The organism is Clostridium nitrophenolicum (assembly GCF_055391695.1).
In genome coordinates this window covers 2,107,039-2,133,195 of record NZ_AP042469.1, presented here as the reverse complement: position 1 = coordinate 2,133,195, position 26,157 = coordinate 2,107,039, and the positions used below count along the sequence as shown (strand labels likewise).

The window sequence follows — 26,157 nt, the reverse complement described above, 5'->3', positions numbered from 1 at the left end:
ACATAAAAATTACTCTCTTAACTTTAAATTAATAGTTAGGTGAATTTTAATTCACCTAACTATAATTTTCCTTATATCATTAAGCATCTAATGTATTGCCTTCTTCACTTATTCCTTGCTCTTGAAGTAATTTTTTCTCATAAGCTTTGAAGAATGGATAGTATATTACTGTTGTAATTGCTATGTTGACTAAAACAAGAACTATAGCCTTCCAATCTCCTTTTGTAGCAAGGTATGCACCTATTGGTGCTGGAAGTGTCCATGGTGCTTGTATTACCGGTCTGGCTACTATATTAAAATACATTGCAAAATATGATATAAATGCCGCTAATATTGGTCCTAAAATAAATGGTATAAGGAATAATGGGTTTAGCATTATTGGTGCACCAAATATTACTGGTTCATTAATGTTGCAAATACCTGGAATTAAGGACACTCTACCTATATCTTTTAAATATTGTGATTTAGACCTCATCATTAAAAGAACTAAACCTATAGTAGCACCTGAGCCTCCTATCCATACAAACCATTGGAAGAATGGTTCTGGAGCTATGTGTGGTATTGCTGTGCCTGCTGCTAATGCCTTTGTATTTTCATCTAATAAAACAAGCCATATAGGTCTTGCTACTGTACCAACAATAGAGTCTCCATGAATACCACATGCCCAAAGTAAAGTAATAAGGAAGGTAGGAACTAATACTCCACCTAAAGTATCTCCTGCAACTACAAGAGGCTCAAATATACTCATTATAAACTGTTGTATATCAAAGTTTAATAAGTCTCTAACTATCCATAATACAACTATAATAATTGTTGCTGGTATTAATGCTGCAAAGGAGTTTGCAACAGATTCCGGCACTCCTTCTGGCATTTTAATTGTTAAATTCTTTTCCTTTGTAAATCTTAGAGTTTCTACAGCAAAGATAGCCATTAATATAGCTACGAACATTCCTGCGCCGCCAAGATTGCCTAAAGGTAAAACCCAACCTAAATCGTTTTCTTTAACTGCTACTGGTAAGCTTGTCAATAAGAATGCTGCTACGGATAAACTACCTCCAGCTAATGAATCTAGCTTATAAGATTTGGCAAGACTATATCCTATTCCAAAGGATGCATATAAGGCCATAATTCCCATAGTCAATCTATAAGGATATAATATCTTTCCTATATAAGGCTTTACCATTTCCGCCCATGAATTTACAGGTGGAAAGGCAATAACTAAGAAAAAACTACCTACAATTATAAGAGGTATAGTTGAAACGATACCATCACGTATAGCTCTAAGATGTCTTTGTTCTGCCATTTTTGTCATAGGCGGCAAAAGATATTTCTCTAAAAGCTCAAAAATTAATTTCATTTTAAGTCCCCCTTATATTATTTTGAATGTTTTTTTATTTGTTCTAATACCTTTGGAGCACCTATTGGTGTATATCCCATTGGAACTATTAATTCAACAGGTATATTAAGTCCTTCTGCCTGTGTTTTAAAAACTTCTAATCTGTGTTTTACTTGTGGAGCAACTAATGCCATGTCATACCCTAATTTAATTTCATCCTCAAATTCATAAGTTCCTACGGCTTTAATTTCTAGTGGAAAATTTTGTTTATCGGCTTCAGCTTTTATAGCTTTAACCACTATTGCACTAGACATTCCCCCTGAACAGACCATTAAAACTTTCATATATAAATTCCTCCTCACATTTGTTTTTATATTAAATTACTAAGCAATAATCATGCCATAGTCGTAAATTCCTTTTATAATAACTGTTTGCATTTGATCTGTATCATGCCGAAGTTTTTGATACACAATTTTTGATACACGAATAAGTTTATTGTAAATTATAAAAAATATATAGAAAATCAAGGAATGAAATGAGGTGAAGATATGTTAAAAGCTTATAAGTATAGAATTTATCCTAATAAAGAACAAAAATTATATTTAGCCAAAACTTTTGGTTGTACTAGATTTATCTATAATAAGATGTTGACTGATAGGATTAAGTCTTACGAGGAAAACAAAGAGTTAGATATTAAGCAGATTAAGTATCCTACACCTGCACAATATAAAAAAGAGTTTGAGTGGCTTAAAGAGGTTGATAGTTTAGCCCTTGCAAATGCTCAATTAAATTTGGATAAAGCATATAAAAATTTCTTTAGAGATAAATCTATTGGATTTCCTAAGTTCAAAAAGAAAACCAATACTAATAGTTATACAACAAATAATCAAAACGGAACTGTATCAGTGAAAAATGGGTATATAAAAATACCAAAATTAAAGTCAATGATAAAAATGAAACAACATAGAGAATTCAAAGGATTAATTAAAAGTTGTACCATATCCAAGACACCAAGCGGCAGATATTATATATCAATTTTAGTTGATACAGAAAATTTTATATTTCCTAAAGTAGATAAAAAAATAGGTGTGGATATGGGATTGAAAGAATTTGCAATATGTTCAGATGGATATAGAGAACCTAATCCAAAACATCTTAGAAAATTTGAAAAAAGACTCTCTAAACTGCAAAAAGATTTATCACGCAAGCAAAAGAGCAGTAATAATAGGAATAAAGCTAGATTAAAGGTTGCAAAATTACATGAAAAAATAGCAAATCAGAGGGCAGATTTCTTAAACAAGTTATCAATTAAACTAATTAGAGAAAACCAATCTATAGTAATTGAGGACTTAAAAGTTAAGAATATGCAACAGAATCACAAATTAGCGAAAGCTATAAGTGAAGCTAGTTGGTCGGAGTTTAGGAGAATGTTAGAGTATAAAGCAGAGTGGTATGGAAGGGAAATAATAATAGCTCCATCAAACTATGCTAGTAGTCAACTATGTTCAGAATGTGGTTATAAAAATGAAGAAGTAAAAAACCTAGCACTTAGAGAATGGACTTGTCCTAACTGTGGAATACATCATGACAGAGACATAAATGCTAGTAAAAACTTGCTGAAATTAGCTATGTAATTTTGGTATTATATTGAGGTTGGTTCAACCTTTGGAGCGTGGGTAAACTTGCTACAATAGTAGTATTGACCACGAAGCCCCCACTTCAATGAAGTAAGTGGGGTGTAGTTCACCTTCACCCTTTTGGAATGTTGGCCGTAATTGGTGTAGACCGACGAATCCTAATTGTTCTGAATGTCCTATAAGAAGAGGATGTCTAAAAAAATTAAATTCTTTTACTAAATAATGGGGAAAGGGCAGGGTAAAATCTACCCTCTATTTTGTATAAGTAAGTTTTTTATTTTTTCTTTTGTTGAAACTTAGCTTTTCCTGTTGCAATTTGCTGTATACAAAATCCTATTCCTATCACACATATTATAAGAGAACCGTATTTTATCAATTCGTACATTGTTGTCACCCCCCTTTGAAATATTAACATATTGCATAATACAAATCAAGCAAATTATGTATATTATGAAGAAAATTATCAAAATATGTAATAAATTCATGTAGGAATACCAAATCTAAGTTAAAGTTTTAATTATAATTGCAAAAACTATAGCGTTAAGACCTGAAAAATTTCTACATATATGTTCTTTTATCAAAAATAAAGAGAACCATAAGCAGATTAAAAATCTACTTACAGTTCTTCATAATAGATCAGATAATAATCTAAGTTACTTAATTCTATCTAAATGGATACCACAATCCTGTAAAAAATTTAGCCTTTATCCAAAAACATATAACTAAATTAGAAGATAGAACACCTGCTAAAGAAACTCTCTGTTTTTGTCCCCTGCTAAGTCTTGAGGACTTTTGTTTATAAACTTTATCATGTCTACAGCTTTAAGTGCTTTTTCTACTTCTACTCTAATTATAAATAATTATAAGCACTCTATATCAAAAATATAAAGTGCTTAAAGTAAAATTTATCTTTTATATAAAATTACTTATTCTTAGAATATATAGGACCGTTAACATTAGCAGTATAAGATCCACTTGATCCAGAGTACTTGTACACAACCAAATAATATCTTCCAGCTGAAGGAACATTATATGATCCTGTTAATTTGCCGTTGTCACTATTAGTTGCATAGGCTGCATAATTGTTATGATCCGATTCACTATACAGTGTCCAATTCATTCCTATGGCATTTTCGTTATTTACTGTAATATCAACTTTTCCTGCTGAAGTAGCATCAAAGTAGAAAATATCTTTGTCATTGCTGTCATCAAGTGTTCCTTTAGCAATTGTATTAGAAAGTATAGGTCCATTTGCAGTTTCAAAGCTATTATTTGGTTCATGAGCATTTATAATACTTGCTGAAGAATTATTAATTCCTTTAACACTAGCAGTATAGGATCCACTTGATCCAGAGAACTTGTACACAACCAAATAATATCTTCCAGCTGAAGGAACATCATATGATCCTGTTAATTTGCCGTTGTCTCTATTAGTAGCATAGGCTACATAATTGTTATGATCGGATTCACTATATAGTGTCCAATTCATTCCTATAGCATTTTCGTTATTTACTGTAATATCAATTTTTCCTGCTGAAGTAACATCAAAGTAGAAAATATCTTGGTTATTGCTGTCATCAAACTTTCCTTTAGCAATTGTATTAGAAAGCATAGGTCCATTTGCAGTTTCAAAGCTATTATTTGGTTCATGAGCAGTTATAATCTCTATTGGAGAATTATCAATTACGTTAACTGAAGTACTTTCAGAGTTATAAGCTCCTTTGTCATCAGTTACAGTAAGTTTAACATTATAGTTGCCAGCCTTTGTATATGAATGAGTAGGGTTAGCATCATTACTAGTAGTTCCATCACCGAAATCCCATAGGTATGAAACTATTTTACCATCAGAATCAGTAGAGCCATTGCTGCTGAAGCTTATAGGATTATTTATAGTTCCAGTATAAGGTCCATTTATTTTTGCTACAGGAGCATTATTAAGATCTGCGGTATCAGGAAGTAGTCCCTGGAATACCACTTCAAATTGAGCATTATTTGAGGAATCTACTTTGTAGTTAACAAAATAACAAGTAAGAGTTTTATATCCACTCCAAGGATAACTATTTAATGTGTTTAGAAAACCATTTACAGTACTGTCCATTAGCTTCCAATCATTTAATTTACCCTTTGAAGCTCCTAAAGTATATGTTCCACGGAGAGTAAATGTATTAAAGAATGGAGATTTTTGCTTTTCAGTAGAAACATCCTTTAGTTTTGCAACTGATGTAATATCTGAAAAAATCTCTGATTCATTTTTAGCTGCATGTTTAGCTAAGTAATCATCAGAAACTAGTGGAGTAGTTAATGTGTTGAGATTATCTACTAAATACTGCATATGCTTTTGATATCCATCGTTAAGACTACTATCATTACTCATCGTATTAATGCAGCTATCATATCCACTTACATCATTTGATTCTATAGCATCAGCTATTTTATTGTATAAATCTAAATTATTATTATACAAGTAGTTATGGAGTGCAAATCCATAATTATAAAAATCCCAACCACTGTTATAGCCTGAATGAACCTCTTTGTTTACTGTATATCTTGCTGAAGGATTATTAGATATTCCACGGGAAACAGAGTATCTTGGTAATATATCCTGTGTACGAGTAGAGCCTGCAAAAAATTCAGCACCACCTTCTTCATACCAACAAAGTCTATCATTTTTATAAAGTTCAGAATTTCCCCACATACCAGGTACAATATATCTTCCCTGAAGGTAGTGAGTAAACTCATGGCGGAATAATTCTTCAAGTGTGTATATGCTTTGTTCTGGAGTTCTTTCATAGGTGAAGAATGTACCATCACCTTCAATATATATACCTCCATTATCAGTACTATAACCGTATAAAGTTGAATTCATTTTGTATTCATCTGGGCTGTTATAAATAGCAACTGTTAATACATCATCTGGATGAGGCCCTTTGTCTATCGGAGTGTCATGTCCAAAAGTTCTATAGAACTGAGACCTTACTTCTTTTGCTGCCCAGTAAAGTCTTTGAATTTTATCCTCAGATACTTTATCTCCCACTTTAAATACAAATTTTCCATCATCAAATGTATATGTTTTAGGTAAATAATGTTGTTTGCCTTCTTCTTTTAATTTGTTTATGTCAATTGTATTTCCATAATAGTCTTTACCATTAAAGTTCTTATTTATTTGAACAGCAGCTTTAAAATAAAGTGAACTTAAATAAGGATATATTTTTAAGGTATCTGTGAGTACTTTATTGCAATCATCTGGATTACTTGAATATTTTGATAATTCTCCAGTATGGTAAATACCATTATCTATTAACCATTCATTATCACTATCAGCATTTCCTTTTAGAGCAATTTTGTTTACTTCCTTAATATAAGAATCAATATTTTTATAAAATGGTGTCTTTTCAGTAGGTATATTATCCCAACCGTATTTGTCACTTGAATACTTAATACCATCAAGCATATTGAATAAAGCGGTACCCTTTGCACGGTCTTTTATATAATTATCAAAGTTTTCATTGTATTGTTTTAAAATTGGAGTAGCATAGTTAACTACTTCTGAATCAGATGATGTACAATTGATTAATAAACCTGTAGAAGCAATCACTTCATCTTGTTCTTTTGTACCTAATTTGAAGTTTGGATTTTTTTCAATTGCCAATATAGCAGGTATACATTTGTCACGATTAGCTTTAGTATTAACTGATTCAAGTCCTTTGTTGTAAAAACCTAGATAGTTTCCTGCTCTAAATACCTCAATAAGAGTAGGGAGTCCCTTTGTATCAGAGGATGTAAATTGGCTTCCTCTTTCTTTAATAGCATCACGAAGTACTTGCATACGGTTTGTATTACTGTAGAACTCCTGTGCAGCATTGTTATATTGAAAAAGATCTGTAACGTCACTCCATTGAAGAGTAACAAGAAGATTAACAAGACTATTATAATCCATGCGGTTTAAATCAGACATAGTATATTTTTGTGTACTTGAGTTTGCTGCTTGAGGTCCTTTTGCAGTTGTTTTTTCTGTTGTTTCTTTATCAATTTTCCCTAGTATATGAGAAGAATTGCTTGATAAAACGGAACTTGCATCTTTAACATTTTTTATATTATAAGTGCAAGTGAATCCAAGATCGTTTTCATGACTAAGCACTTTTTCCATATTGAATGGAGGGATAGGCTTAATGTCTTGTTTCGTTGATGCATAGGCCGGGGCATAAGAATTAGCTACAATTAAAGTAGTTATAGACAAAATGCATCCCAATTGGGATAGAGAGAATTTTTTGAAGTTTTTTGTAGTTGAATGAGTTTTAAAATGTAATTTTTTCATAATAGTTTTTCTCCTTATAATGTATTAATTTCTTAGTCATACTTTTTCTTCTTATAATTTGTTAATTTCTTAACAATTCATAACAGATTGTGCTAAATGATTTAATGCACAAATTAAATAATCATAAAGTTGTTCTAAAGCTTATGTAAAGTTGGCTTATGAGAATATCTTTCCATCTGAGCATTAGAAGAACTTATCTAGAGACCCATTAGTGCTTGTCCACAACCTCCCTCTATAATCTTTTATATTGTTGAAGAATATATACTCTTCAACAGTACAATTATACACAAATAATCAAATATATAGAAATTCCAAATAATACAAATTTCGTGGATATTATTCATTATTTTACTATTTAAGTAAAATAATCGATAAAATTCTATTATTTATACAAATTTAATTTATTATACATATTAACCATTTATTTAATAAGGGACAATAACATACCAATATAGCCACAGCATAGTATTTCTTTTTTATCAAAAATAAAGAGAACCATAAGCAGATTAAAAATCCACTTACAGTTCTTTCATAATAGAGCATGTAATAATCTAAGTTACAGAACTATAGATAATTACTTTATATGCTAATCTAATGATACTATATTTTCATAATTTACTTTAAATACTTCTCCAGCCTTCTTTATTATATGAGCTGAAGCATAAGGCTTACCTTCTATTGTAATATATACTTTATCCACATTATAATAGTTTCCTAAAGTATCCGTTACAGAAGTTAGTACCGCCAGCTCCTTATATGTCCCTGCATTCATTTCAGAAACAAATTCCTTTGAAAAATCTACATAAACTTTATTTTCAGCTTCCTTTAAATAAAGTTTATTTATCTTAGTGTTAGCTGTCATTAAAGGTATTGTAGATGAATTTGGAGCTTTTTTAAAGTTTTTTTCAAAGAATGCTTTTGTTTCATCGTTGGTTTTAAAGCTTGCAGCTATTTTCTTTTCCCCAATTTTACTATCTTCAGGCATAGGATAATAGAACTTAACAGTCTGCGTAACAGCTGCATCTTTATCAAGTTTCTCTAAGGTAGTAGTAACAACTAATCCATTAGATTGAAAAACCGTTTTTATTAGTCCTGCTCCCAATCCATAATAATCTTTTGTGGTAGAGTCTTTTCCTTCTGTGGTAACTTCTATAGATTTAAACTTTCCTGCTGGAGTAGTTATAATATCTCCGACAGCCGTTATGGTTCTTTTTCTACCATCAGATAAAGTCCATGCATTTCCTTTCACTATTGGCTCTTTAATTAGAATGTCATTTGTATTTGAATTTTCCTTTGTTAAGTCATCTCTATAGTAAAACTCTCCTCTGGAAAATACTGTTTTTAACTCTCCATTTTTATTTTCAAGTATTTGTCCTACTGTGGTACCTGCAGTTATAATTCGCAGCTGAACTTTATTGTCTCTCAAATAGTCAACATATACATCCTTTGATGCATATTCGTTTCCTGATCCAGCATATTTCATTCTGACGTTTCCCTTCATTGGGAAAAAGTCATTTATTACATATTGTTTTGATTCACCTTCTGTTTTGGTTTGAGTTTGATTTTGTGTGTCTGTAGGTTTTTGCTCTGTTGTTAAATTTGCGGATTTATTACATGCTGTTAACGCAGCCATAAACAAAGATAGTATAACTACCATTAGCTTTTTCATAAAATCACCCCATATAATGTTTTGTAAATTATATAATATATAATATATTTAGTAAACAAAAAAGATTACAAGATTGCCGACCATAGGTACTCTTGTGACCGGACTATTTTATAATAGGCGTTAACAAGTTGTTTTGCTACAATGGTAATTTTATTTTAAATTCTGTTTTTTTATTGGAGCTTGTAACCTCTATTTCACCATTATGTAAATCTACTATTGTTTTTACAATTGCAAGCCCAATGCCAGTTCCCTCTTTTTTATTACAAGATTTTTCTACCCTATACAATCTTTGAAACAAGTTATTCAAATCAACATCTTCTATTATATCTCCATAGTTTACAAAGCTAACTACAGCCATATTATTTTCTTTTTCTATATTTATATCTAAATATTTTCCCTCACTACCGTACTTAATTGCATTAGATATTATATTTTCAAATGCTCTTACCAGTAAAATAGGATCTCCCTTTATTACTAAACCCGCATCTTTTGAAAATATTCTATACTCCATTTCACTACTTTCAAAGGATGGTATAAATCCAATGGTAGCTTGTTCTATTAATTGGTGTAAATTTAAATTAGATTTATTTAAATTTATATCCCCATTACTTATCTTTGTAAACTCAAAAAGTTGATCTACTGAACTCTTTAATTCCCTTGCTTTGTTTAATGAAATTTCGCAATAATGCTTTAGCTCATCATCATTTTTATAAGTCCCCTTTTCAATTAACTCTAAAAATCCAATAACAGATGTGAGAGGAGTCCTTAAATCATGAGATAAATTTGTAATCAAGTTGTTCTTCTGTTTTTCCCATTGCCTTTCTTTTCTCATGAGTTCCTTTATACTATATGCCATTTTATTAACATCTGAAGCTAATGCTCCTAGCTCGTCCTCTGTTTTAATAGGTATATTTATATTCATATTCCCATTAGCTACTATATTTAACCCCTGTGATATTTCTTCTATATAATCAGTAATCCTATTCATTCTCTTGATAAATATAAAACACATTAATACTATAAAAACTAAAAAAATTCCTATAGCAAATTCTAACATAAACGAATTATTTGTATTATATTCATTTATAAACTTCATATAAAGACTTGTAGAAAAAATATGTAACGCCATAATTATAGAAAAAACTGTTATTAATGTTGATATTATAGCTAATAGCACAGATGTAAAGATGTTTATAAGTATATTGTATTTAATGCTGTTATTCTTCAATTTTATATCCAACTCCCCACACAGTCTCTACTATTTTGGGTTCTTTAGGGTTATATTCTAATTTTTCTCTTAATCTCCATATATGGACCATGACAGTATTATTTCCTTCGAAATATTTTTCTTTCCAAATCTCTCTAAATATATCCTCAGCACTAAATACTTTTCCGCTATTACTAGCAAGCAGAACCAATATCTCATATTCTTTTGGTGTTAGCTTTAACTCTGTACCAAATAAATGAACTTTATGATTTCTTTTATTTATAGTAAGGTCTTTTATTTCAATAATATCTTTATTATCAATAGTTTTATGATTTTCGTTAAGATAGACATATCTTCTTATTTGAGCTTTTACTCTAGCAAGTAACTCCATTGTGCTAAAGGGTTTTACCATATAGTCATCTGCGCCTGTAGATAGTCCTTGTATTTTGTCCATTTCTTGACCTTTTGCACTAACCATTATGATTGGAATATTATAATCCTTTCTAATCTTGATACAAACCTGCAAACCATCTATTCCGGGCATCATTATATCTAAAATTACAAGATGAATCTCTTCCTTATTTATTATATTAAGTGCATCTATTCCATTTTCAGCTTTAAACACCTTATATCCATTATTTAGTAGGTACACTTCCATAAGTTCAATTATTTCTACTTCATCATCTACAATAAGTACATTAAACATACCGATTCTCACTCCTATTAAACAAACATTTCAAATAAAATTATATCATGTTTTGAAATAACTAGTATTTCGTATTATATTTTAAATCCTAAAAAATTAAAATAGTATATAAACCATATAAAAATAAAATTAGTTATAGTTAACATTATAAAATAAATTTTTTCTGATTTTTCTACTCTCTTTTTAATATAAATGTATATCAAATTAATTAAGCCAAAAATGCTTAAAACTGTTGATACTGTTAAAAACCCTAAAAATGTATAAAGTAAATATGCAAATGTAAAATCATTAATACTAATCATACCCACTGCGGCTATAATTGCTCCAATTATTCCAACTACATTAAGCACATCGATAACTAAGTTTACTGTCCTAATTAATTTAATACTGTTACTCTCTGCTTGTCTAAACTTCCTTTTTATAAATAGAAATATCGTTCTAATTATATTTATAATGAACATACCCATGGCGATAGCAAATATGACTATATTAAAGACTCTTCCTTGAAAAAAACTTATCTTTTCAAAGGAATCATGACTTACATCATTAAAAGCATAGGTTACTTTGCCATTATCATTTGTCTTAAATGCAATTTCCCCTTTTCCATCTTTCCTTGCAAACAATCCATCTTTCTTTTCAACAATAGTTGTAGTTATTTCCTCTTTAGCATGAGTATATGTTTTAAGTGTTAATGTACCATCTTTATTATCTTTAATTTTAATATCCATTGAAGGATCAAATAACATTCCAATCTTCATAATATTACTTTTTGCTATTCCATCATAACTTCTATATGTTCCTTCATATTTACTAAAATCTTTAGATGAATTTGGTTTTATTTCATTGAAATTATTATTTTTGCTAGGATAAAAAGAATCTAAAAACTCCTCTTCAAAATTAAATGGTAGTGGATTCAAAGAATTAGTTGCTATATATATTCCCAATCCTTCCTTTGGCATTAAAAACAATGTTGTAGTGCTGCCTGATGGTAATGCACCTTCATGTTTTAATATTTCTTGTCCATTTCTATTGCTTCTTATAAATCCATAGCCCATTCCAGCCAATCTACTATCATTTGAAAATTGTTTCTCCTTCATCATTATTGATGTTTTTTCATTTAAAATTCTCTTTCCTTGAAACTCTCCATTATTTAAATGAGCTATCATAAAGTTTTCCATATCTTTAACTGTAGCATTTATTCCAGAAGATCCAGAAGTATATTGATAAATTAAAGGACTTTCATTATAAGTTCCATCTGCTCCTCCAAGGCCATAGCACTTAGCTGTATTACTATTTTTTAATCTAACTAAACTATTTCCCATCTTTAGAGGTTCTAATATATTTTTCTTTATGTACTCTTCATAACTAATACCAGATACCTTTTCTACAATATACCCTAAAAGGTTATAGCCTTGATTACAATATCTGCTAACGGTATTAGGCTCCCTTACTACCCTAGGTGTATGGTTATCAAAATAATACTCTTGTGATTTTATTGATTTTTCATCCTTAGTACCTCCATTAAGTTCGCTAGCTTCATCAACTCCACTAGAATGAGTTAATAAATTTCTACAAGTTACTGGTTCTTTATAATTATTTATAACCTTATAAGGTTCTATATATTTATCAATACTTTCATTTAAATCTATTTTCTCCTCTTCCTGTAACTGCATTATAGCTGTTGCAGTAAATAATTTACTTACAGAAGCAGCTGGAAATACAGTCTTATCAGGATCTACAACTACCTTTTCCTTTACATCACTATATCCATATCCCTTTTTAAATACTTCCTTGCTATCCTTAACAACAGCTATAGCTGCACCTGGCACTGAATACTTATCCATATTTTTCTTAAAAAATTCATCCATAAATTGCTGCAAATCTTCACTATTATTTACATCTAAATGTTTCTCATTTACTCTCTTATTATTATAAATTTCACTTGCAAAACTATCACTATTTAAACCTAATATTATAAAAATAATACTTAATAATATTGCCATAAATCTTTTTGCTTTTATCTTCATGAGTACCAACTCCTTAATTATTTATAGTTAAATTTTACATAAAAATAAGTTTCTAATTTTAACTTTTTTCTTACGAAAAATTAAAATTTATCTATAAAAAATATAAAAAGCAGTATTATACCTATATTTTTTGTATAATTAATATAAAAAGGAGGATTTAGCCATGAGTAATACATTCAAATATGACATTAAAACCACAAAAGAAGAGCAATTTATTAATATAAGTCATCTTGTTGAAAGGTCTGTTAAAGAAAGTGCTATCAAAGATGGAATAGCAGTAATTTTTTGTCCCCATACCACTGGTGGTATAACAATAAACGAAAATGCTGATCCTGATGTAACTAGGGATATACTTGCTACTTTAGATAAACTTATACCTATTAAAGGTGATTATAAGCATTTTGAAGGTAATTCTCATGCCCATCTTAAAGCTTCATACATGGGCTCTAGTGCTACTGTCATAATAGAAGATGGTGAGCTTCTTACAGGAACCTGGCAGGGTATTTATTTCTGTGAATTTGATGGTCCTAGGAATAGAAAGGTTTATATAAAGGTTATTGAAGGGTAATAACTTACATATAACTCGGAGCATTGCAATATCTTCTCTAAAATCTTATTTAAGTAAATAAGTTAAGGAAGCTAATATGAAAATTAGCTTCCTTAAATCCGCTGCCTATATTATGATCAATTGTACTCACAATTTGTTAGCATCTCCCGGGTAATTTTCTGAAGAAGCTTGAAACTTAGGTTGGTGATACTCGTGTAAAGTTATCTTTATACTTTAATATGTATATTGGAATATATGCTGCTAATACCATTGGTATAATTAACTTTATTGGGAACAGAAGGATTAAAATAAACACAACTGCTATTGGCTTTTTAAGTACTGCACTTGTTAGTGAAGTAGTTAAAATTGTAATGGATGTTACTGGATCTATTGAAAATAAGGATGCAATTCCAAATCCTATACTTACTCCTGCAAAAATAATAGGAAATATATGTCCTCCACGCCAACCAGTTGCCAAACAAAATTCTGTTATGAATAACTTTACAACAGCTGTTATCAATAATAAATAAATAGACATATTTGTCCATTCTACTGCTAATTCTGTAAGCTGATGCTCACCTGAGAATAAAGTAATAGGGAGAATAGTTCCTATTAATCCTAATACTAATCCACCAATAACAGCTTTTATTATTTTATAATTTTCAAGTGGTTTAAATATCTTATGAAGAATATCTCCAAAAAATTCATATAACATTGCAAACAATACCCCTATGAGTATAAGTGGTATTATAGCTATAATTTCATTTCTACCTATTGCTGCTGGACCAAAGTCAGCCAAAGAAAATCTTCTATTATCTATTTTTGATAAAAATATAAATACACCAAAGCCCGCAAAAGTAGTTATCAAATATACAAGTGATTTTATCATCTTTATAAGTCTTGAATCTTTTTTATCTTCAAAGAATGTAGTAACACCAAATAGTGGTGTTCTAAAAATCATGCCAATTGTAGCCTCAATACTATATTCTATTAATATATCTCCATATTCATTTAAAACTTCTTTTTTCTTAATTATAGATTTAATAGCGTCTCCTGCCCATGTAGAAAGGCCTCCTATCAGTCCAACTAACGCCGCCTCAGGACCAAGACTAGCTCCAAAGGAAAGAACACAAAGTGCAGCTATTGTACTCTTATATAATGACCTATAATCAACTCTTTTAGTTTCCTTGAATTCCGCTAATACAGCCTCCATATTACGTGGGTAATTACCAAAATACTTTTGACATAGACCTACCAAAAGGCCTCCAACTAGACATAGTAATATAGTCCAGTTCTGAACATTAAGTGACTCTGGCAAGCTAACCCATAAAAAATGAGTTGTCAAAGAAACAATGCCTAAAAAGCCCCATGTCAAAAGCCCTACAATTCCTCCTATAATTATGCTATACAGCATTAAAATAGCTAAGCTTAAAGATTTCATCTTATGTACATATCCTCCTTCTCATGTTTCGATTATGAATGCTTAAACATATTTAACTAACTAAATATAATTTTGTACTGCGATATATATGAAAATATTAAACTAAATTTTAAAGGGATGCAACCTTTCTCCTTTAAGTTTGCTATTAATTCTTATAGTATATTCATAGCTTCCTTTGCATAATAGTACATCATGTGATTAATTGCCTTTTGTTGTTTTCTTGTTATATATGTATATAATTCTATCGCCTCCTGTCATCTTAATTTTGAATATTAAAAAACTAGCTTAATATCAATATACTAAGCTAGTCTTATCTTAAAATATTCCTACTCCATTTAGGAATCATATTTCTTTACCTATTACTCTTTCTTGTTCCTTTTGCAGCACTATATCAGATAAAGCAATATAAAAATCTTGTTCTTCTTTTGTTTTTGCTTTTTTAAATAATTCTTTTAAATCTTTATATGAATATTTTAGAAACTGATCATACAAATTGTTTTGTTCATTTATCTTTTCCATAGCACTTCTTTCGTTTTATACTGTTATTCATCCAACCTGCCAATACGCATTTAGGATCTGTGCATAAAGTGCATATACTGGCTGATTTCCGTCTAAAACTAATGTTTTACAAGATGCTTCCCTCAAACGAAGCATATGGCTTGCTAATGAATTAACCGCATTTTCATCCGCAGTCAAATAAGTTCTACACCAGTCAAGAAACTCACAGGTCAAGTGATAGTGATCTCCACCCGGAAGCATCCTTTCTCCGAATCTTGCAAACTCTCTGTTATAAATTCTCTTCATGCGAATCTCCTCATCAAGTATCAGCAGCACCAGCAACTTCCTATCATTGAATCCTTCAGGGTTCCAAGAATGCACAGAACCTGAAACAATATAATCTTGATGATTGGCAATATCGTCGTTATACATCTTAAAACGTTCTTCAACTGGATGATTTTCAGTAAAAGCTTTGTCTTTCCATAAATATTTGTCTGTATCAATCCAGTAAACACCAGTTTTTTCACTTATATATTTGCATAATGTACTTTTCCCTGTGCCTGAGGCACCTATAACTTGTATTTTCATATTAATGCTCTTGTTCCCTCCTTTTTAAAAATTAATATCGTTTTTCACTCTTTCTTATTATACATCCATATAATGCAAATAAGATATACAAAAATTTGTATATCTTAAACATTACAACATGAATGTAATTCCCTAGCTTTTTATAATACTTTGTAGTATTAACTTCTTCCTTAGTTTTTCACTGGCTAGTAATATTACCTTAAAATAGTCTTTGTAGCCTTGCACATAAAATTTTATCTCAAACGCTTTTTAAACTTTAAAACCAGTAATCCTCCTATTACGCCGCCAGATATTATTCCAAGTAAAAAAACACCTAAAAGATACTTAACTAACTGTGATACTGACATAAATATCTTTGCTTCCATAAAACACCTTCTGAGGAAATTGATAACCACTAATATAATATTCAAAACCCTGCCAACTTATTAATACATTGTTATACATAGTTGTTTACAAATAAAATTTTACTTTACCACAAAGTTCAATAATGTTTAATTTTTAGATAAATACATTGTAAACTTTACACCTTTTTCATTATTCTTTATATTATACTGGATATCATGCGCTTCTAATATGACTTTTACTATTACCAATCCTAAACCATTTCCGCCAGTTTTTTTATTTCTTGATTTATCAACTCTATAAAACTCTTTAAAAATATTCTTTATATCCTCTTCTGGTATATGAACCCCTTCATTTTCTATGCTAAAAACATATTTATCCTGTTCTTCAATTAAGTCTATATTTATATTCATTTTATTTGGCGAATATTTTATAGCATTTGTTATAAGATTCTCTAGTACCTTTTTCATTTCCTTTTCATCAATATTTACAAAGGCATCATCTGCTAAATTAAATCTTACTGATTGCTGTTTCTCCTTAGCAAGATATTTTAACTTATCATATGTTTTATATACTAATCTTGTAAAATCAATCATTTCTATATCTAGAGAATAGGATTTTGATTTCAGCTTAGTTATCTCTAACATTTCATTTAATGTTTTACTTATTTCATCTACGCCCTCTATTGTATAATCTATATATTCATTTTTACTATATATACCATCTTTTATAGCTTTTAAATATCCTTTAATTATTGTAAGAGGTGTCTTTAAATCATGTGATATATTTATTAATAAAAAGTTCTGATTTTTTTCTATCTCCAATCTCTCTTCATACTCTTCTTTAAGCTTTTTATTTGCTTCTTTCAGCTCACTTATATTACTTTTTAAATTTGAAGAAATATAATTTAAAGATTCTGCCAAATCCTGTAACTCATCTTTTGAATTTATACTTAACTCTTTATCAAAATCTTGGTTTGCTATTGATTTTGCTGCTTTCCTCATTTGAAGCAGCGGCTTCGTTATTTGCCTAGAATATATATATACTATTGAAATTACTAAAATTAAAGTAAGAGGTATTATATATACATTAAAATTATTTAAAATTCCAATTATTTCTTTAGAATCTTCCATAGATGTGGCAGCTAAAATATAATTATTATTTACTTTTTTTACATATATTAAATATTTTTGATTAATATTAGTGAAAGTACTTTTACCTTCTTTAAATTTCTCTTTATTAGAGGAAGATACATACATCATAATTCCTTGTTTAAGATTAAAAACTTTTTCACTAACATTACTAAAAGAAACCACTTCTCCTTCAAACCTTATATTTTGATCTATATTTTCTTTTTCTTCTGAAGGAATATTGGATCGTAATATGATTCCTTTTGGATTATCATCCTTATCATTTTTTTTAATTTTTATTTCTTTTATATAGATTTTATTATCATTTTTAAATTTAAAGGAATCTATTTCTACAAAATTTCCTACGCTTAAAACGTCACCTCTTAATGGAATAAATCCAGCTGACAGATTTATAACCTTATTATCCTTAGTTTTTATACTCAGATTAGTTCCATCTGTTAAATCTCCTTTTATTGCCTTCAAATCTTTATCTAAATAAGATATTACTATTTCATTCTCATCTAAAGTCTTATTTATATATTCATTAGAAAGCTTATCATCATAAAGTAACTCTTCAAATCCTTTAATACTATTTTTTAATTTAGTTTCTTTATAGTAATTGTAATAACTATTAAAAAATATATTTTGAAAAACAAATTGACTTAAAAATATAAATAGAAATATAATTATATTGATTATTATTAATTTATCTCTTATTTTTAGCCTTTTCATTATTCCTCCTCAAAAGAATATCCTACGGAAAAAACTGTTTTTATAAGGTATGCTTTATGCCCTAAATTTTTTCTTAGTTTTCTGATCTGAGTATCCACAACTCTATCGCTGCCAAAATAATCATATCCCCATATTTTATCTAATAATTCTTCTCTTGAAATCACTTTACTTTTATTGATTATTAAGTACTTTAAAATATCAAACTGCTTAGGCTCAAGAATAGTCTCTTCCTCTTCAATAAATACTTTTCTCTTAAGAAAATCTACTTTTAAATCACATATTTCAAATATCTCTTCATTATCTTTTTCTTTATAAGATTCCAGTCTCTCAAGAAGATTTTTAGCCTTAGCAATTAAAATTTCAGGATTGAAGGGCTTGGTAACATAATCATCTACTTTAAATTCATATCCCATTAACTGATCTTTATCATCACATCTGGCTGTAACCATTATTATAGGTACCTTCGATTTTTTTCTAATTCGTTTGGCAATAGAAAATCCATCTAAACTAGGAAGCATTACATCTAAGATAATTAAATCAAAATGAGTAGAATTGAAGGCAGCATAGCCTTCAATTCCATCATCTTCTAATGTCACCTGAAATTCCTCTCTACAAAAATAATCTTTAATTAAGTTCCCTATTCTTACATCATCTTCGATTATTAGAACTTTATACATTTAATCACCTTACTATTCTACTAATTTATATACGCCATTCTCCATTGTAAATTTAGCATCATAAATTTGCACTTCTTTAGTTTGTACAGTTAATTTATCCTTATTTATTTCTACATTTTCTTTAGGAATAAAAACATACTGATAGGACATTATTCCATCATTTGTGTTCCCCTTTGTTGTTAACACAGTAGCTGACTTTAACTTTATTCTATTATCTCCAATTCTTATTTCTTTAGATATAGTATCAATTGTTGCACTTTCATTATTATAATTATATTTAATGGATTCTCCTTCAAATCTTACTGATGAATTTTCCTTATACTTTCGTAATACTGGTATTTTAATTTTAATATATTTATCATCATTCAACTTACTATCTATTCCATCTATAGTGTTTTTCAAATTATTATTTACTTCATCATAGTAGCTTTTAACCTTATTACTTATTTCTTTATTTCCTTCATTTTCTGTATATCCATATTTATTTAATAGATATTCTAATGGATTACTATAGTTTAGTTCTTTTTCCTCTCCTATATCATAAATATTGGCATAAGCTAAAGAACCTATTACATAATATTCTCCATTTTTGCTCATTTTTGTCGTTATATTTTCATCCATTACAGCATTGTCATTCAAAAGTGCTTTTTTAGTTTCTGTTTTAATAGTGTTTTCATCCTTATCTAAATTGTTTAATACTGCAAGTGCTCTATATTCTAAATATCTAGCTTGTCCTTCTATTTTGTCATAAGCTGTTTCATTTTTATTTTCATTATTCATATCTAGATATTTTTTATAAAAGTAGTTTCCCATTTTTATATATTTTATTTTATCTTCTTCTTTTTCACTTTGTAAAGCTTTTTTATAATAGTCTAAAGTTTGATTTCTATATGTTCTTGCGTCATAAAGTACAGGATAATTTTGAGTTCTATCTCCTGCTATAGCCTTTTCTGCTGTAGTTACTTGTCCATTTTCTAAGCTTTTTTGCAATACTAAATGTACAGCTTCATGTATTATTGGTTTTATAAGTCCAGTTTCTAACTGCTGCTTATCTTTTACTGCTTTAGCAAAAAAATCAACATTAAATGCATAAGTTTGTTTGCCATTAAATTCAGTTAACACATATGGTACTGTAAGAAGACTTTTATCTTTAAAAGTATCTGTAGAATATTCCACTATTTCATCTTTCTTACCGTATTTTTCATTTTGACTATTTATCAAATAAGCTGTTTTGCTTATATTACTCATTAATAATATTTGTGTATCCTTCATATTAAATTTTTCATCTATTTTATTAGAATTATCAACTAGAAGAGTTTTGACTTTTTTGGATAATTCAGGTAATACTTTGTTAACTTCTTCTTTCGTTAACTCATTTGTCTGATTCTTTTGTTGTGTTACTTCTTTTTGAGCTAATTGATCTTTATTATCTGATTTTTTCCCACAAGCTGCCATGCTTAAGCTTAAAACTAAAGCTAATGTACATGCTAATAATTTTTTATTCATAAGTTAATTCCTCCATATTCTTTAAACTTAATATTTATATAGACTAATTTCTTCTTAAAAGCTCTATAGGCGATAATTTTGAGGCCTTTGCTGCTGGAACTGTACTTGACACTAAGCTTACTACAATACCAATGCATAATGAGGACATAAGAGTTATGAAATTAGGCTGATATATTCCATAATTCATATACTTAGAAGCAATTGGATTTATTACAAAGGTCAACACTGCCGACATTAGTACCCCCATAGTTGAAGCCATTGTTCCAAGCAATATTCCTTCTGTTATAAATATCTTCTTTATATCACTTTTAGTGCCTCCAATTGAAATGAAAAGTCCAATTTCCCTCTGTCTTTCCAGTACACTTATGAATAATATTATTCCTATCATAAGTGCTGATATAAGTAATATCAATACTGCTGCTCCTAGAACTATAAGGTTGAAATTTCTAAATATCTTCGTTAAATCCTTTAGCACATCTGATGGTCTTATTATTTCATAATTTTTGTTAAATTCATTATATACACTGTCAATCTGATTTTTATCTTTTAAATATACACTTATATTATTTGTTGGTATATCTTCGTCTTTTCCTAGAAATCTCGATCTTCTCACAATGTCCTTGTGTGTTTCATATGGAATATACGCATAGTCATCACCTATTAGTGTCTTTTCTGTTATTCCTGTTACTCTAAGCTTCTGATCATCCCATCTTGAGGGATAGTTATTTAGTTCGTCTTTTGCCAGAAGCTTCATGTCTATTTCTTTACCTATAAGCTCTTTTATATTTCCATTTTTGGCTATCTTGTTTGCTATATTATAAGAAAGTGCTATTTCCTTCTTATTATCCTGAGGCATTTCACCTTCTAAGATTTCTGGTCTTGTATATGTATCTTTGTATTCACTTTTAATTAATGGTTTTACATTAAACTCTAGTTCTTCTTCATCTTCTAATTTTGTTTTTGCATTTAATATATACTCATCTTGAAAAAAATTCACAGCTTGATTTTTCTTTATGGAAAAATAATCTTCTGAATTTATAGCATCTTTTTTTACAAATGTTAATTTCTTATTATCTACTATTTTCTTATTTGCGTAATCTATATAAGAATTTATTCCATTACTTATTCCAAAGGCTATAGATAAAGAACAAATACCTATAATCATACTTATAGACACTAAAAAATATCTCCATTTTTTCTCAACCAATCTTTTTAAAGATAGCTTAAAAGCTGCATTTAAATCAAAACTTCTCTTCTTTTCTTCTGCTAAATCTTCTGAAAAGTTCTTATTTAAGCTCTCTTTTTTTGTATCCTCTATTATAACTCCATCTTTTAATTCTACTATCCTAGTTGCTTTTTCCTTAAACTCATAATCATGAGTTACTACTATTACTAATTTACCCATATCTGAAATGTCTTTTAATAATTCCATTATGCTTTCAGATGTATTAGTATCCAACGCTCCAGTAGGTTCATCTGCTATTATTATTTCAGGCTCTTTCACCAAAGCTCTAGCTATAGAAACTCTCTGCTTCTGCCCCCCAGATAATTCCCCTGGTTTATGATTGAGGTGCTCTTCCAATTCAACTCTTTTTAATACCTCTATAGACCTTCTTTTCTTTTCTTTTTTATTTATAGAATCCATAGAAAGACCTAGCTCTACATTTTCAAGTACTGTTAAATGATCTATTAGCTGAAAATCTTGAAATACAAAGCCTATTTTGTCTTTTCTGCAGTTTGCCATTTCTAAATCATTAAATTGAAAAATGTCCTTTTCATCTATTAGAACAGTTCCTTCCGTTGGCTTGTCTAGCCCAGCTAATATATTAAGCAGCGTTGATTTCCCTGAACCTGATTTACCTAATATACATACAAATTCTCCTCTATTAAATTCTAAATCAATATCTTGTAAGGCTATTAAAGGTTTCTCTTTTTCAGGATTATATATTTTTTTAAGTTTTTCTATTTTTATCACATAACCCACTTCCTTTCTCAATTTAGATAATATAATATTCCTTTTTACTTTTTATTTAGAAGTTGTGTCTTTTTTGTGTATATATTCTATCTCTATTAGCCCTAGAAGGATGATGAATATCAATTAGATGTATTTCATAAAAAAATAACTGTAAGCAGATTAATGATTAAAAATCTACTTACAGCTCTTATAGTTTCTGTAACCTTTTTTAAATTTTATACTTATCATTCTATCTCAAACGCTTTTTAAACTTTAAAACCAGTAATCCTCCTATTACGCCGCCAGATATTATTCCAAGTAAAAAAACGACTAAAATGTACTTAACTAACTGTGCTACCGACATAAATATCTTTGCTTCCATAAAAACACCTTCTGAGGAAATTGATAATCATTAATATAATATTCAAAGCCCTGCCAACTTATTATAACTTTTAATTCATTACCTAATGCAGAGAAACAAACTAGAAAATTGACTTATACAGAGGGATATGTTTCCAAAGCTGAAGTAGATTTAAAAACTTTGTGCCAGTCTTAGTGAAGGGTTTTAAGAGAACCTTAGAACTTTAGAGTTGTTTGAGCACAGCGAGTTCTCGAAAGTTCTTAGGTTGTCTTGAAACACAAGCTTTAGACTGGCTAAAAGTTTTTAACGTGCTGAAGCTTGGAAACATATACCGGCGTATAAGTCAATTTTCGGCCTGGTAACTCTATATTATTAATCAATGACTTTTTTCTAAGTATAAAGCACCTTACCACTCTCTACGAAATTTTTAACTCTTTCTAAAATGTACTGCACTAATTTATCTTTATTTTTCCACTTGCAAGCATCACCTTTATGATCTGAGACATACTCCTTTATTATTTGTATCAATTCTTCATTTGATAGATAACTAAGTTTATCTTTTAACTTTTTTTCTCCTTCTTTCCTATAAAAAGCAATTGGATTGAAGGACGGCTTATCATCTATGGTATTTTCATCTTTTTCATGAAAAGAGTTATCCCAATCTATAGTAAACCTAACTTTAAAATCTTTTATATACCTATAATTCTTCTTAATATTTTTAATAAAGCTTTCAACTTCCTCTATTCTCACTATAATATCTTCCTCTTTATCAGTAGCTTTTCCCTCTTTATCATTAAATATATACTTAATTATTCTTTCTTGTTCTTCTATTTTAAACTTCAACTCATTTATCTCTGCATTAATACAATCTATTTCTGATTTGTGATTATTTTCCCTATTTGCTTCGTCACTTATAGGTGGTTTTCTTTTATCTTTTAGCACTTTTCTAACATATTTTAAGCTAGTCTCTATCCTATCTGCAATTTCTTTATCTTGGACACCACTATTAAATAATTTAATTATTTCTTCCTTCTTACTCATAAGACCTCCTTTTTAATCTAAATTGCTCCATTGGTAAATTCAGCTGCTAAAACTTTAAGCCTATTAATTACTTAACCACTATAACTATATTATTATTCAAGTTGTCTAACTATGCATTTCTTTAAGTGACTATAGTATCCTTTATACTATTTTAATATTGTAACTTATCTATTTTAAGTCACCTTTCCTTAATTAATTACATAATATATAACGATATAAAGAATCTTAGGAGGATTAATGTGAAATATTTTTGCCCTATATATGGTAAATCCTTTGAATACTTCAGTGATGATAATCCTAATTATGGTGGGGACTACTCTTCTTTGAACATACGAGCTGGTGCAGCAGATCAAACAATCATTGACGAATGGAATACCGTCCCCATTCCTCCAGCCCCTGAACTAAAGCCGGTAACAGTTGATCCCAAAACCACCGCACTGCTGATATTAGATATGGAATCTTCTATATGTAAAAACCCTCGTTGTATAGGCTCTATCCCTAATATCAATAGCTTATTGACCAAAGCCCGCAAAAATAACATGCTAGTTGTCTATAGTCTTATTCCTACAGGAGATTCCTCAGATATCTTTAGGCAGCTAAGTCCTTTGCGTGGCGATCCTATTGTTAAATCAAATGTAGATAAATTCTATAAAACAAATTTAGAAAAAATATTGCAGAAAAAAGGTATTAAAACTGTCATAGTTACTGGTTATGCAGCCAATGGTGCAGTTCTTCATACAGCTACTGCTGCTGCTTTTCGTGATTACAATGTTATTGTTCCTGTTGACGGCATGTCTGCAGTTAATCCTTATGCCGAGCAATACACAGCATGGCATATGGTTAACAGCCCTGGAACTAGAAATCGTGCAACCCTAACGAAGGCCAATTTAATTAGCTTTTAAAATATCTACCACTAAAAATCATTGAATATTTCTTTTCTTTATTTTGATAGTATTATAATAAAAGAACGACATCCTAATTAAAGAATGTCGTTCTTTTCTATTCAACCCTCACATTACATGAAGATAATAATTTAATTAATAGCCAATGTCTTTATATTTTTGGCATAATTATGATATTATTATTTAGAACCTTACATACACAAATTTTAGAATTGGAGAGTGATAACTGTGGCTGTTAACATAAAAAATGATTGGATGGGATTATTAGAAAATCAATTTCAAATGGAATATTATAGAGAATTGAGAGCTTTCTTAATACATGAATATAGCTCTAGAGCTATATATCCAGACAAATATGATATATTTAATGCCTTGAATTATACTGCATATAAGGATGTAAAAGTAGTTATCCTAGGTCAAGACCCTTATCATGGTCCTAATCAAGCACATGGACTTAGCTTCTCTGTAAAGCCTGGAGTACCTGCGCCTCCTTCTTTAGTTAATATTTATAAAGAATTAAAAGATGACCTTGGCTGCTTCATTCCAAACAATGGATATTTAAAAAAATGGGCCGATCAGGGTGTGCTGCTTCTTAATACAGCCCTTACAGTAAGAGCAAGAGAAGCAAATTCTCATAGAAACAAAGGTTGGGAAATATTCACTGATGCAATTATTTCTATATTAAATAAAAGGGAAAAGCCTATGGTCTTTATTTTATGGGGAAGTAATGCTATTTCAAAGGAAAAACTTGTAACAAATAAAATTCATTACATAATAAAATCTCCACATCCAAGTCCACTTTCTGCACATAGAGGTTTTTTCGGAAGTAAACCCTTCTCAAAAACTAATAACTTTTTAGAGTCTATTGGTGAAGCTCCTATTGATTGGCAAATCCCAAACATATAAATTTCACAAAAAAAGTGATGATCTCGCTATCATCACTTTTTTAATAATTATATTATTTAACTCCTATCAAAATTATGAATTTGCATAGGCAACTAACTCTTGTACATTTTTCTTTTTTACGAAATCCACAGGATGATCATAGGAAGCTAGCATACCTCGTTCATCAGGTGTTAAATCTTTTTTCGTTTTTAACTTCCACTTTAGAAGTGTCATGAGTATTTTGTTAAGAGTGCTGAGTTTTTCATAGTTAAATCCACCACGCAAATAAAAGAACTTAATGTATTTCTGCTGCTCAGCAGTAAAGTTTTTATTTTTCACTCCATCAACTTCCTCAGCTCTTCCTACAGAGGCTCCTGTTGCAAAAACTATAATCTTTTTACCCTTAAGACTCTCACTGTTTTCTGTTATAAATTTTACGCCATTTATTCCGCTGGCATATAATCCACCACCATAAATTACAGTATCATAGTTTTTCAGCATGTCTACATTAGCCTCTGATACATGAAAAATATCTGCTCCTAACTCTTCAGCAATCCATTCAGCATATTTCTTAGTAAAGCTTGTTTGTGATTTATATATTACCACAGCTTTCATTTTCAATACCCCCCATATTAAAAATCTACATAAAGTTCACA

General features: G+C 29.5%; 22 protein-coding genes. 4 read left to right on the top strand and 18 right to left on the bottom strand.

The annotated features are described in order from the left end of the window. Window positions 1-79: 79 nt before the first annotated feature. Both ACZ5N4_RS09900 and ACZ5N4_RS09895 read right to left on the bottom strand, forming a co-directional pair. Entirely contained in the window at window positions 80-1,357 is a 1,278-nt protein-coding gene (locus ACZ5N4_RS09900) for a PTS sugar transporter subunit IIC (protein WP_464209485.1), read from the bottom strand. 17 nt (window positions 1,358-1,374) lie between these two features. After that, window positions 1,375-1,680 carry a PTS sugar transporter subunit IIB gene (locus ACZ5N4_RS09895; RefSeq protein WP_464209483.1) on the bottom strand — a complete coding sequence of 102 codons (306 nt, stop codon included), beginning with the start codon at window positions 1,678-1,680 and terminating at the stop codon, window positions 1,375-1,377. A 204-nt stretch (window positions 1,681-1,884) separates the two neighbouring features. Between ACZ5N4_RS09895 and tnpB the strand changes: the two genes are divergently transcribed. Continuing rightward, window positions 1,885-2,970: an IS200/IS605 family element RNA-guided endonuclease TnpB gene (gene tnpB / locus ACZ5N4_RS09890; protein WP_464209481.1), complete on the top strand. Its 1,086-nt coding sequence runs from the start codon at window positions 1,885-1,887 to the stop codon at window positions 2,968-2,970. A gap of 925 nt (window positions 2,971-3,895) precedes the next feature. Here tnpB and ACZ5N4_RS09885 read toward each other — a convergent pair. The 5 genes from ACZ5N4_RS09885 to ACZ5N4_RS09865 form a co-directional block, all read right to left on the bottom strand. Beyond that, the gene (locus ACZ5N4_RS09885) at window positions 3,896-7,288 is read right to left on the bottom strand and encodes a collagenase (RefSeq protein WP_464209479.1); all 3,393 of its coding nucleotides are present in this window, start codon (window positions 7,286-7,288) and stop codon (window positions 3,896-3,898) included. A 586-nt stretch (window positions 7,289-7,874) separates the two neighbouring features. Continuing rightward, window positions 7,875-8,957 carry a GerMN domain-containing protein gene (locus ACZ5N4_RS09880; RefSeq protein ID WP_464209477.1) on the bottom strand — a complete coding sequence of 361 codons (1,083 nt, stop codon included), beginning with the start codon at window positions 8,955-8,957 and terminating at the stop codon, window positions 7,875-7,877. A gap of 136 nt (window positions 8,958-9,093) precedes the next feature. Then, window positions 9,094-10,185 carry a sensor histidine kinase gene (locus ACZ5N4_RS09875; protein ID WP_464209475.1) on the bottom strand — a complete coding sequence of 364 codons (1,092 nt, stop codon included), beginning with the start codon at window positions 10,183-10,185 and terminating at the stop codon, window positions 9,094-9,096. Beyond that, window positions 10,175-10,870: a response regulator transcription factor gene (locus ACZ5N4_RS09870; RefSeq protein ID WP_464209473.1), complete on the bottom strand. Its 696-nt coding sequence runs from the start codon at window positions 10,868-10,870 to the stop codon at window positions 10,175-10,177. The genes ACZ5N4_RS09875 and ACZ5N4_RS09870 overlap by 11 nt, the downstream gene beginning before the upstream one ends. A 74-nt stretch (window positions 10,871-10,944) precedes the next feature. Further along, entirely contained in the window at window positions 10,945-12,897 is a 1,953-nt protein-coding gene (locus ACZ5N4_RS09865) for a serine hydrolase (RefSeq protein WP_464209471.1), read from the bottom strand. A 163-nt stretch (window positions 12,898-13,060) separates the two neighbouring features. Between ACZ5N4_RS09865 and ACZ5N4_RS09860 the strand changes: the two genes are divergently transcribed. After that, window positions 13,061-13,465, top strand: coding sequence for a secondary thiamine-phosphate synthase enzyme YjbQ (locus tag ACZ5N4_RS09860; protein ID WP_464209469.1), 405 nt, complete (start codon window positions 13,061-13,063; stop codon window positions 13,463-13,465). A gap of 175 nt (window positions 13,466-13,640) precedes the next feature. Here the strand turns inward: ACZ5N4_RS09860 and ACZ5N4_RS09855 are convergent, their stop codons facing one another. The 10 genes from ACZ5N4_RS09855 to ACZ5N4_RS09810 form a co-directional block, all read right to left on the bottom strand. Then, window positions 13,641-14,885 (bottom strand): chloride channel protein, encoded by a 1,245-nt coding sequence (locus ACZ5N4_RS09855; RefSeq protein WP_464209467.1) that lies wholly within the window; start codon window positions 14,883-14,885, stop codon window positions 13,641-13,643. A 342-nt stretch (window positions 14,886-15,227) separates the two neighbouring features. Further along, the gene (locus ACZ5N4_RS09850; RefSeq protein WP_464209465.1) at window positions 15,228-15,404 is read right to left on the bottom strand and encodes a hypothetical protein; all 177 of its coding nucleotides are present in this window, start codon (window positions 15,402-15,404) and stop codon (window positions 15,228-15,230) included. A gap of 27 nt (window positions 15,405-15,431) precedes the next feature. Then, a complete protein-coding gene (locus tag ACZ5N4_RS09845; RefSeq protein WP_464209463.1) occupies window positions 15,432-15,971 on the bottom strand; it encodes an AAA family ATPase in 540 nt (179 codons plus the stop codon). A 233-nt stretch (window positions 15,972-16,204) separates the two neighbouring features. Continuing rightward, a complete protein-coding gene (locus ACZ5N4_RS09840) occupies window positions 16,205-16,336 on the bottom strand; it encodes a hypothetical protein (RefSeq protein WP_281396112.1) in 132 nt (43 codons plus the stop codon). A gap of 126 nt (window positions 16,337-16,462) precedes the next feature. Then, window positions 16,463-18,175: a HAMP domain-containing sensor histidine kinase gene (locus tag ACZ5N4_RS09835; RefSeq protein ID WP_464209459.1), complete on the bottom strand. Its 1,713-nt coding sequence runs from the start codon at window positions 18,173-18,175 to the stop codon at window positions 16,463-16,465. Further along, entirely contained in the window at window positions 18,175-18,852 is a 678-nt protein-coding gene (locus ACZ5N4_RS09830; protein WP_464209457.1) for a response regulator transcription factor, read from the bottom strand. The genes ACZ5N4_RS09835 and ACZ5N4_RS09830 overlap by 1 nt, the downstream gene beginning before the upstream one ends. Window positions 18,853-18,864: 12 nt before the next feature. Further along, the gene (locus ACZ5N4_RS09825) at window positions 18,865-20,358 is read right to left on the bottom strand and encodes a hypothetical protein (RefSeq protein WP_464209455.1); all 1,494 of its coding nucleotides are present in this window, start codon (window positions 20,356-20,358) and stop codon (window positions 18,865-18,867) included. A 43-nt stretch (window positions 20,359-20,401) separates the two neighbouring features. Further along, on the bottom strand, window positions 20,402-22,333 hold the full coding sequence (locus ACZ5N4_RS09820; RefSeq protein WP_464209453.1) for an ABC transporter ATP-binding protein/permease: 1,932 nt from the start codon (window positions 22,331-22,333) through the stop codon (window positions 20,402-20,404). Between the two features lie 229 nt (window positions 22,334-22,562). Continuing rightward, window positions 22,563-22,694: a hypothetical protein gene (locus ACZ5N4_RS09815; RefSeq protein ID WP_464209451.1), complete on the bottom strand. Its 132-nt coding sequence runs from the start codon at window positions 22,692-22,694 to the stop codon at window positions 22,563-22,565. Window positions 22,695-23,063: 369 nt separating this feature from the next. Then, window positions 23,064-23,714, bottom strand: a complete 651-nt coding sequence (locus ACZ5N4_RS09810; protein ID WP_464209449.1) for a hypothetical protein — start codon at window positions 23,712-23,714, stop codon at window positions 23,064-23,066. A gap of 239 nt (window positions 23,715-23,953) precedes the next feature. On the opposite strand from ACZ5N4_RS09810, the gene ACZ5N4_RS09805 reads away from it, so the two are divergent. Then, window positions 23,954-24,616 (top strand): cysteine hydrolase family protein, encoded by a 663-nt coding sequence (locus tag ACZ5N4_RS09805; RefSeq protein WP_464209447.1) that lies wholly within the window; start codon window positions 23,954-23,956, stop codon window positions 24,614-24,616. Window positions 24,617-24,844: 228 nt separating this feature from the next. Further along, window positions 24,845-25,522, top strand: a complete 678-nt coding sequence (locus ACZ5N4_RS09800; RefSeq protein ID WP_464209445.1) for a uracil-DNA glycosylase — start codon at window positions 24,845-24,847, stop codon at window positions 25,520-25,522. A 72-nt stretch (window positions 25,523-25,594) separates the two neighbouring features. On the opposite strand, the gene ACZ5N4_RS09795 is transcribed toward ACZ5N4_RS09800, so the two are convergent. Beyond that, a complete protein-coding gene (locus ACZ5N4_RS09795) occupies window positions 25,595-26,116 on the bottom strand; it encodes a flavodoxin domain-containing protein (RefSeq protein ID WP_464209443.1) in 522 nt (173 codons plus the stop codon). Window positions 26,117-26,157 lie beyond the last annotated feature (41 nt).

Bases quoted from the DNA above. Each gene is read 5' to 3' on its own strand.
- ACZ5N4_RS09850 (WP_464209465.1), bottom strand. From the start codon at position 15,404: ATGGAAAAGATAAATGAACAAAACAATTTGTATGATCAGTTTCTAAAA.
- ACZ5N4_RS09865 (WP_464209471.1), bottom strand. From the start codon at position 12,897: ATGAAGATAAAAGCAAAAAGATTTATGGCAATATTATTAAGTATTATT.
- ACZ5N4_RS09830 (WP_464209457.1), bottom strand. From the start codon at position 18,852: ATGTATAAAGTTCTAATAATCGAAGATGATGTAAGAATAGGGAACTTA.
- ACZ5N4_RS09825 (WP_464209455.1), bottom strand. From the start codon at position 20,358: ATGAATAAAAAATTATTAGCATGTACATTAGCTTTAGTTTTAAGCTTA.
- ACZ5N4_RS09795 (WP_464209443.1), bottom strand. From the start codon at position 26,116: ATGAAAGCTGTGGTAATATATAAATCACAAACAAGCTTTACTAAGAAA.
- ACZ5N4_RS09840 (WP_281396112.1), bottom strand. From the start codon at position 16,336: ATGGAAGCAAAGATATTTATGTCAGTATCACAGTTAGTTAAGTATCTT.
- ACZ5N4_RS09885 (WP_464209479.1), bottom strand. From the start codon at position 7,288: ATGAAAAAATTACATTTTAAAACTCATTCAACTACAAAAAACTTCAAA.
- ACZ5N4_RS09815 (WP_464209451.1), bottom strand. From the start codon at position 22,694: ATGGAAGCAAAGATATTTATGTCGGTAGCACAGTTAGTTAAGTACATT.
- ACZ5N4_RS09845 (WP_464209463.1), bottom strand. From the start codon at position 15,971: ATGAAAATACAAGTTATAGGTGCCTCAGGCACAGGGAAAAGTACATTA.
- ACZ5N4_RS09880 (WP_464209477.1), bottom strand. From the start codon at position 8,957: ATGAAAAAGCTAATGGTAGTTATACTATCTTTGTTTATGGCTGCGTTA.
- ACZ5N4_RS09835 (WP_464209459.1), bottom strand. From the start codon at position 18,175: ATGAAAAGGCTAAAAATAAGAGATAAATTAATAATAATCAATATAATT.
- ACZ5N4_RS09895 (WP_464209483.1), bottom strand. From the start codon at position 1,680: ATGAAAGTTTTAATGGTCTGTTCAGGGGGAATGTCTAGTGCAATAGTG.
- tnpB (WP_464209481.1), top strand. From the start codon at position 1,885: ATGTTAAAAGCTTATAAGTATAGAATTTATCCTAATAAAGAACAAAAA.
- ACZ5N4_RS09855 (WP_464209467.1), bottom strand. From the start codon at position 14,885: ATGAAATCTTTAAGCTTAGCTATTTTAATGCTGTATAGCATAATTATA.
- ACZ5N4_RS09870 (WP_464209473.1), bottom strand. From the start codon at position 10,870: ATGTTTAATGTACTTATTGTAGATGATGAAGTAGAAATAATTGAACTT.
- ACZ5N4_RS09900 (WP_464209485.1), bottom strand. From the start codon at position 1,357: ATGAAATTAATTTTTGAGCTTTTAGAGAAATATCTTTTGCCGCCTATG.
- ACZ5N4_RS09860 (WP_464209469.1), top strand. From the start codon at position 13,061: ATGAGTAATACATTCAAATATGACATTAAAACCACAAAAGAAGAGCAA.
- ACZ5N4_RS09810 (WP_464209449.1), bottom strand. From the start codon at position 23,714: ATGAGTAAGAAGGAAGAAATAATTAAATTATTTAATAGTGGTGTCCAA.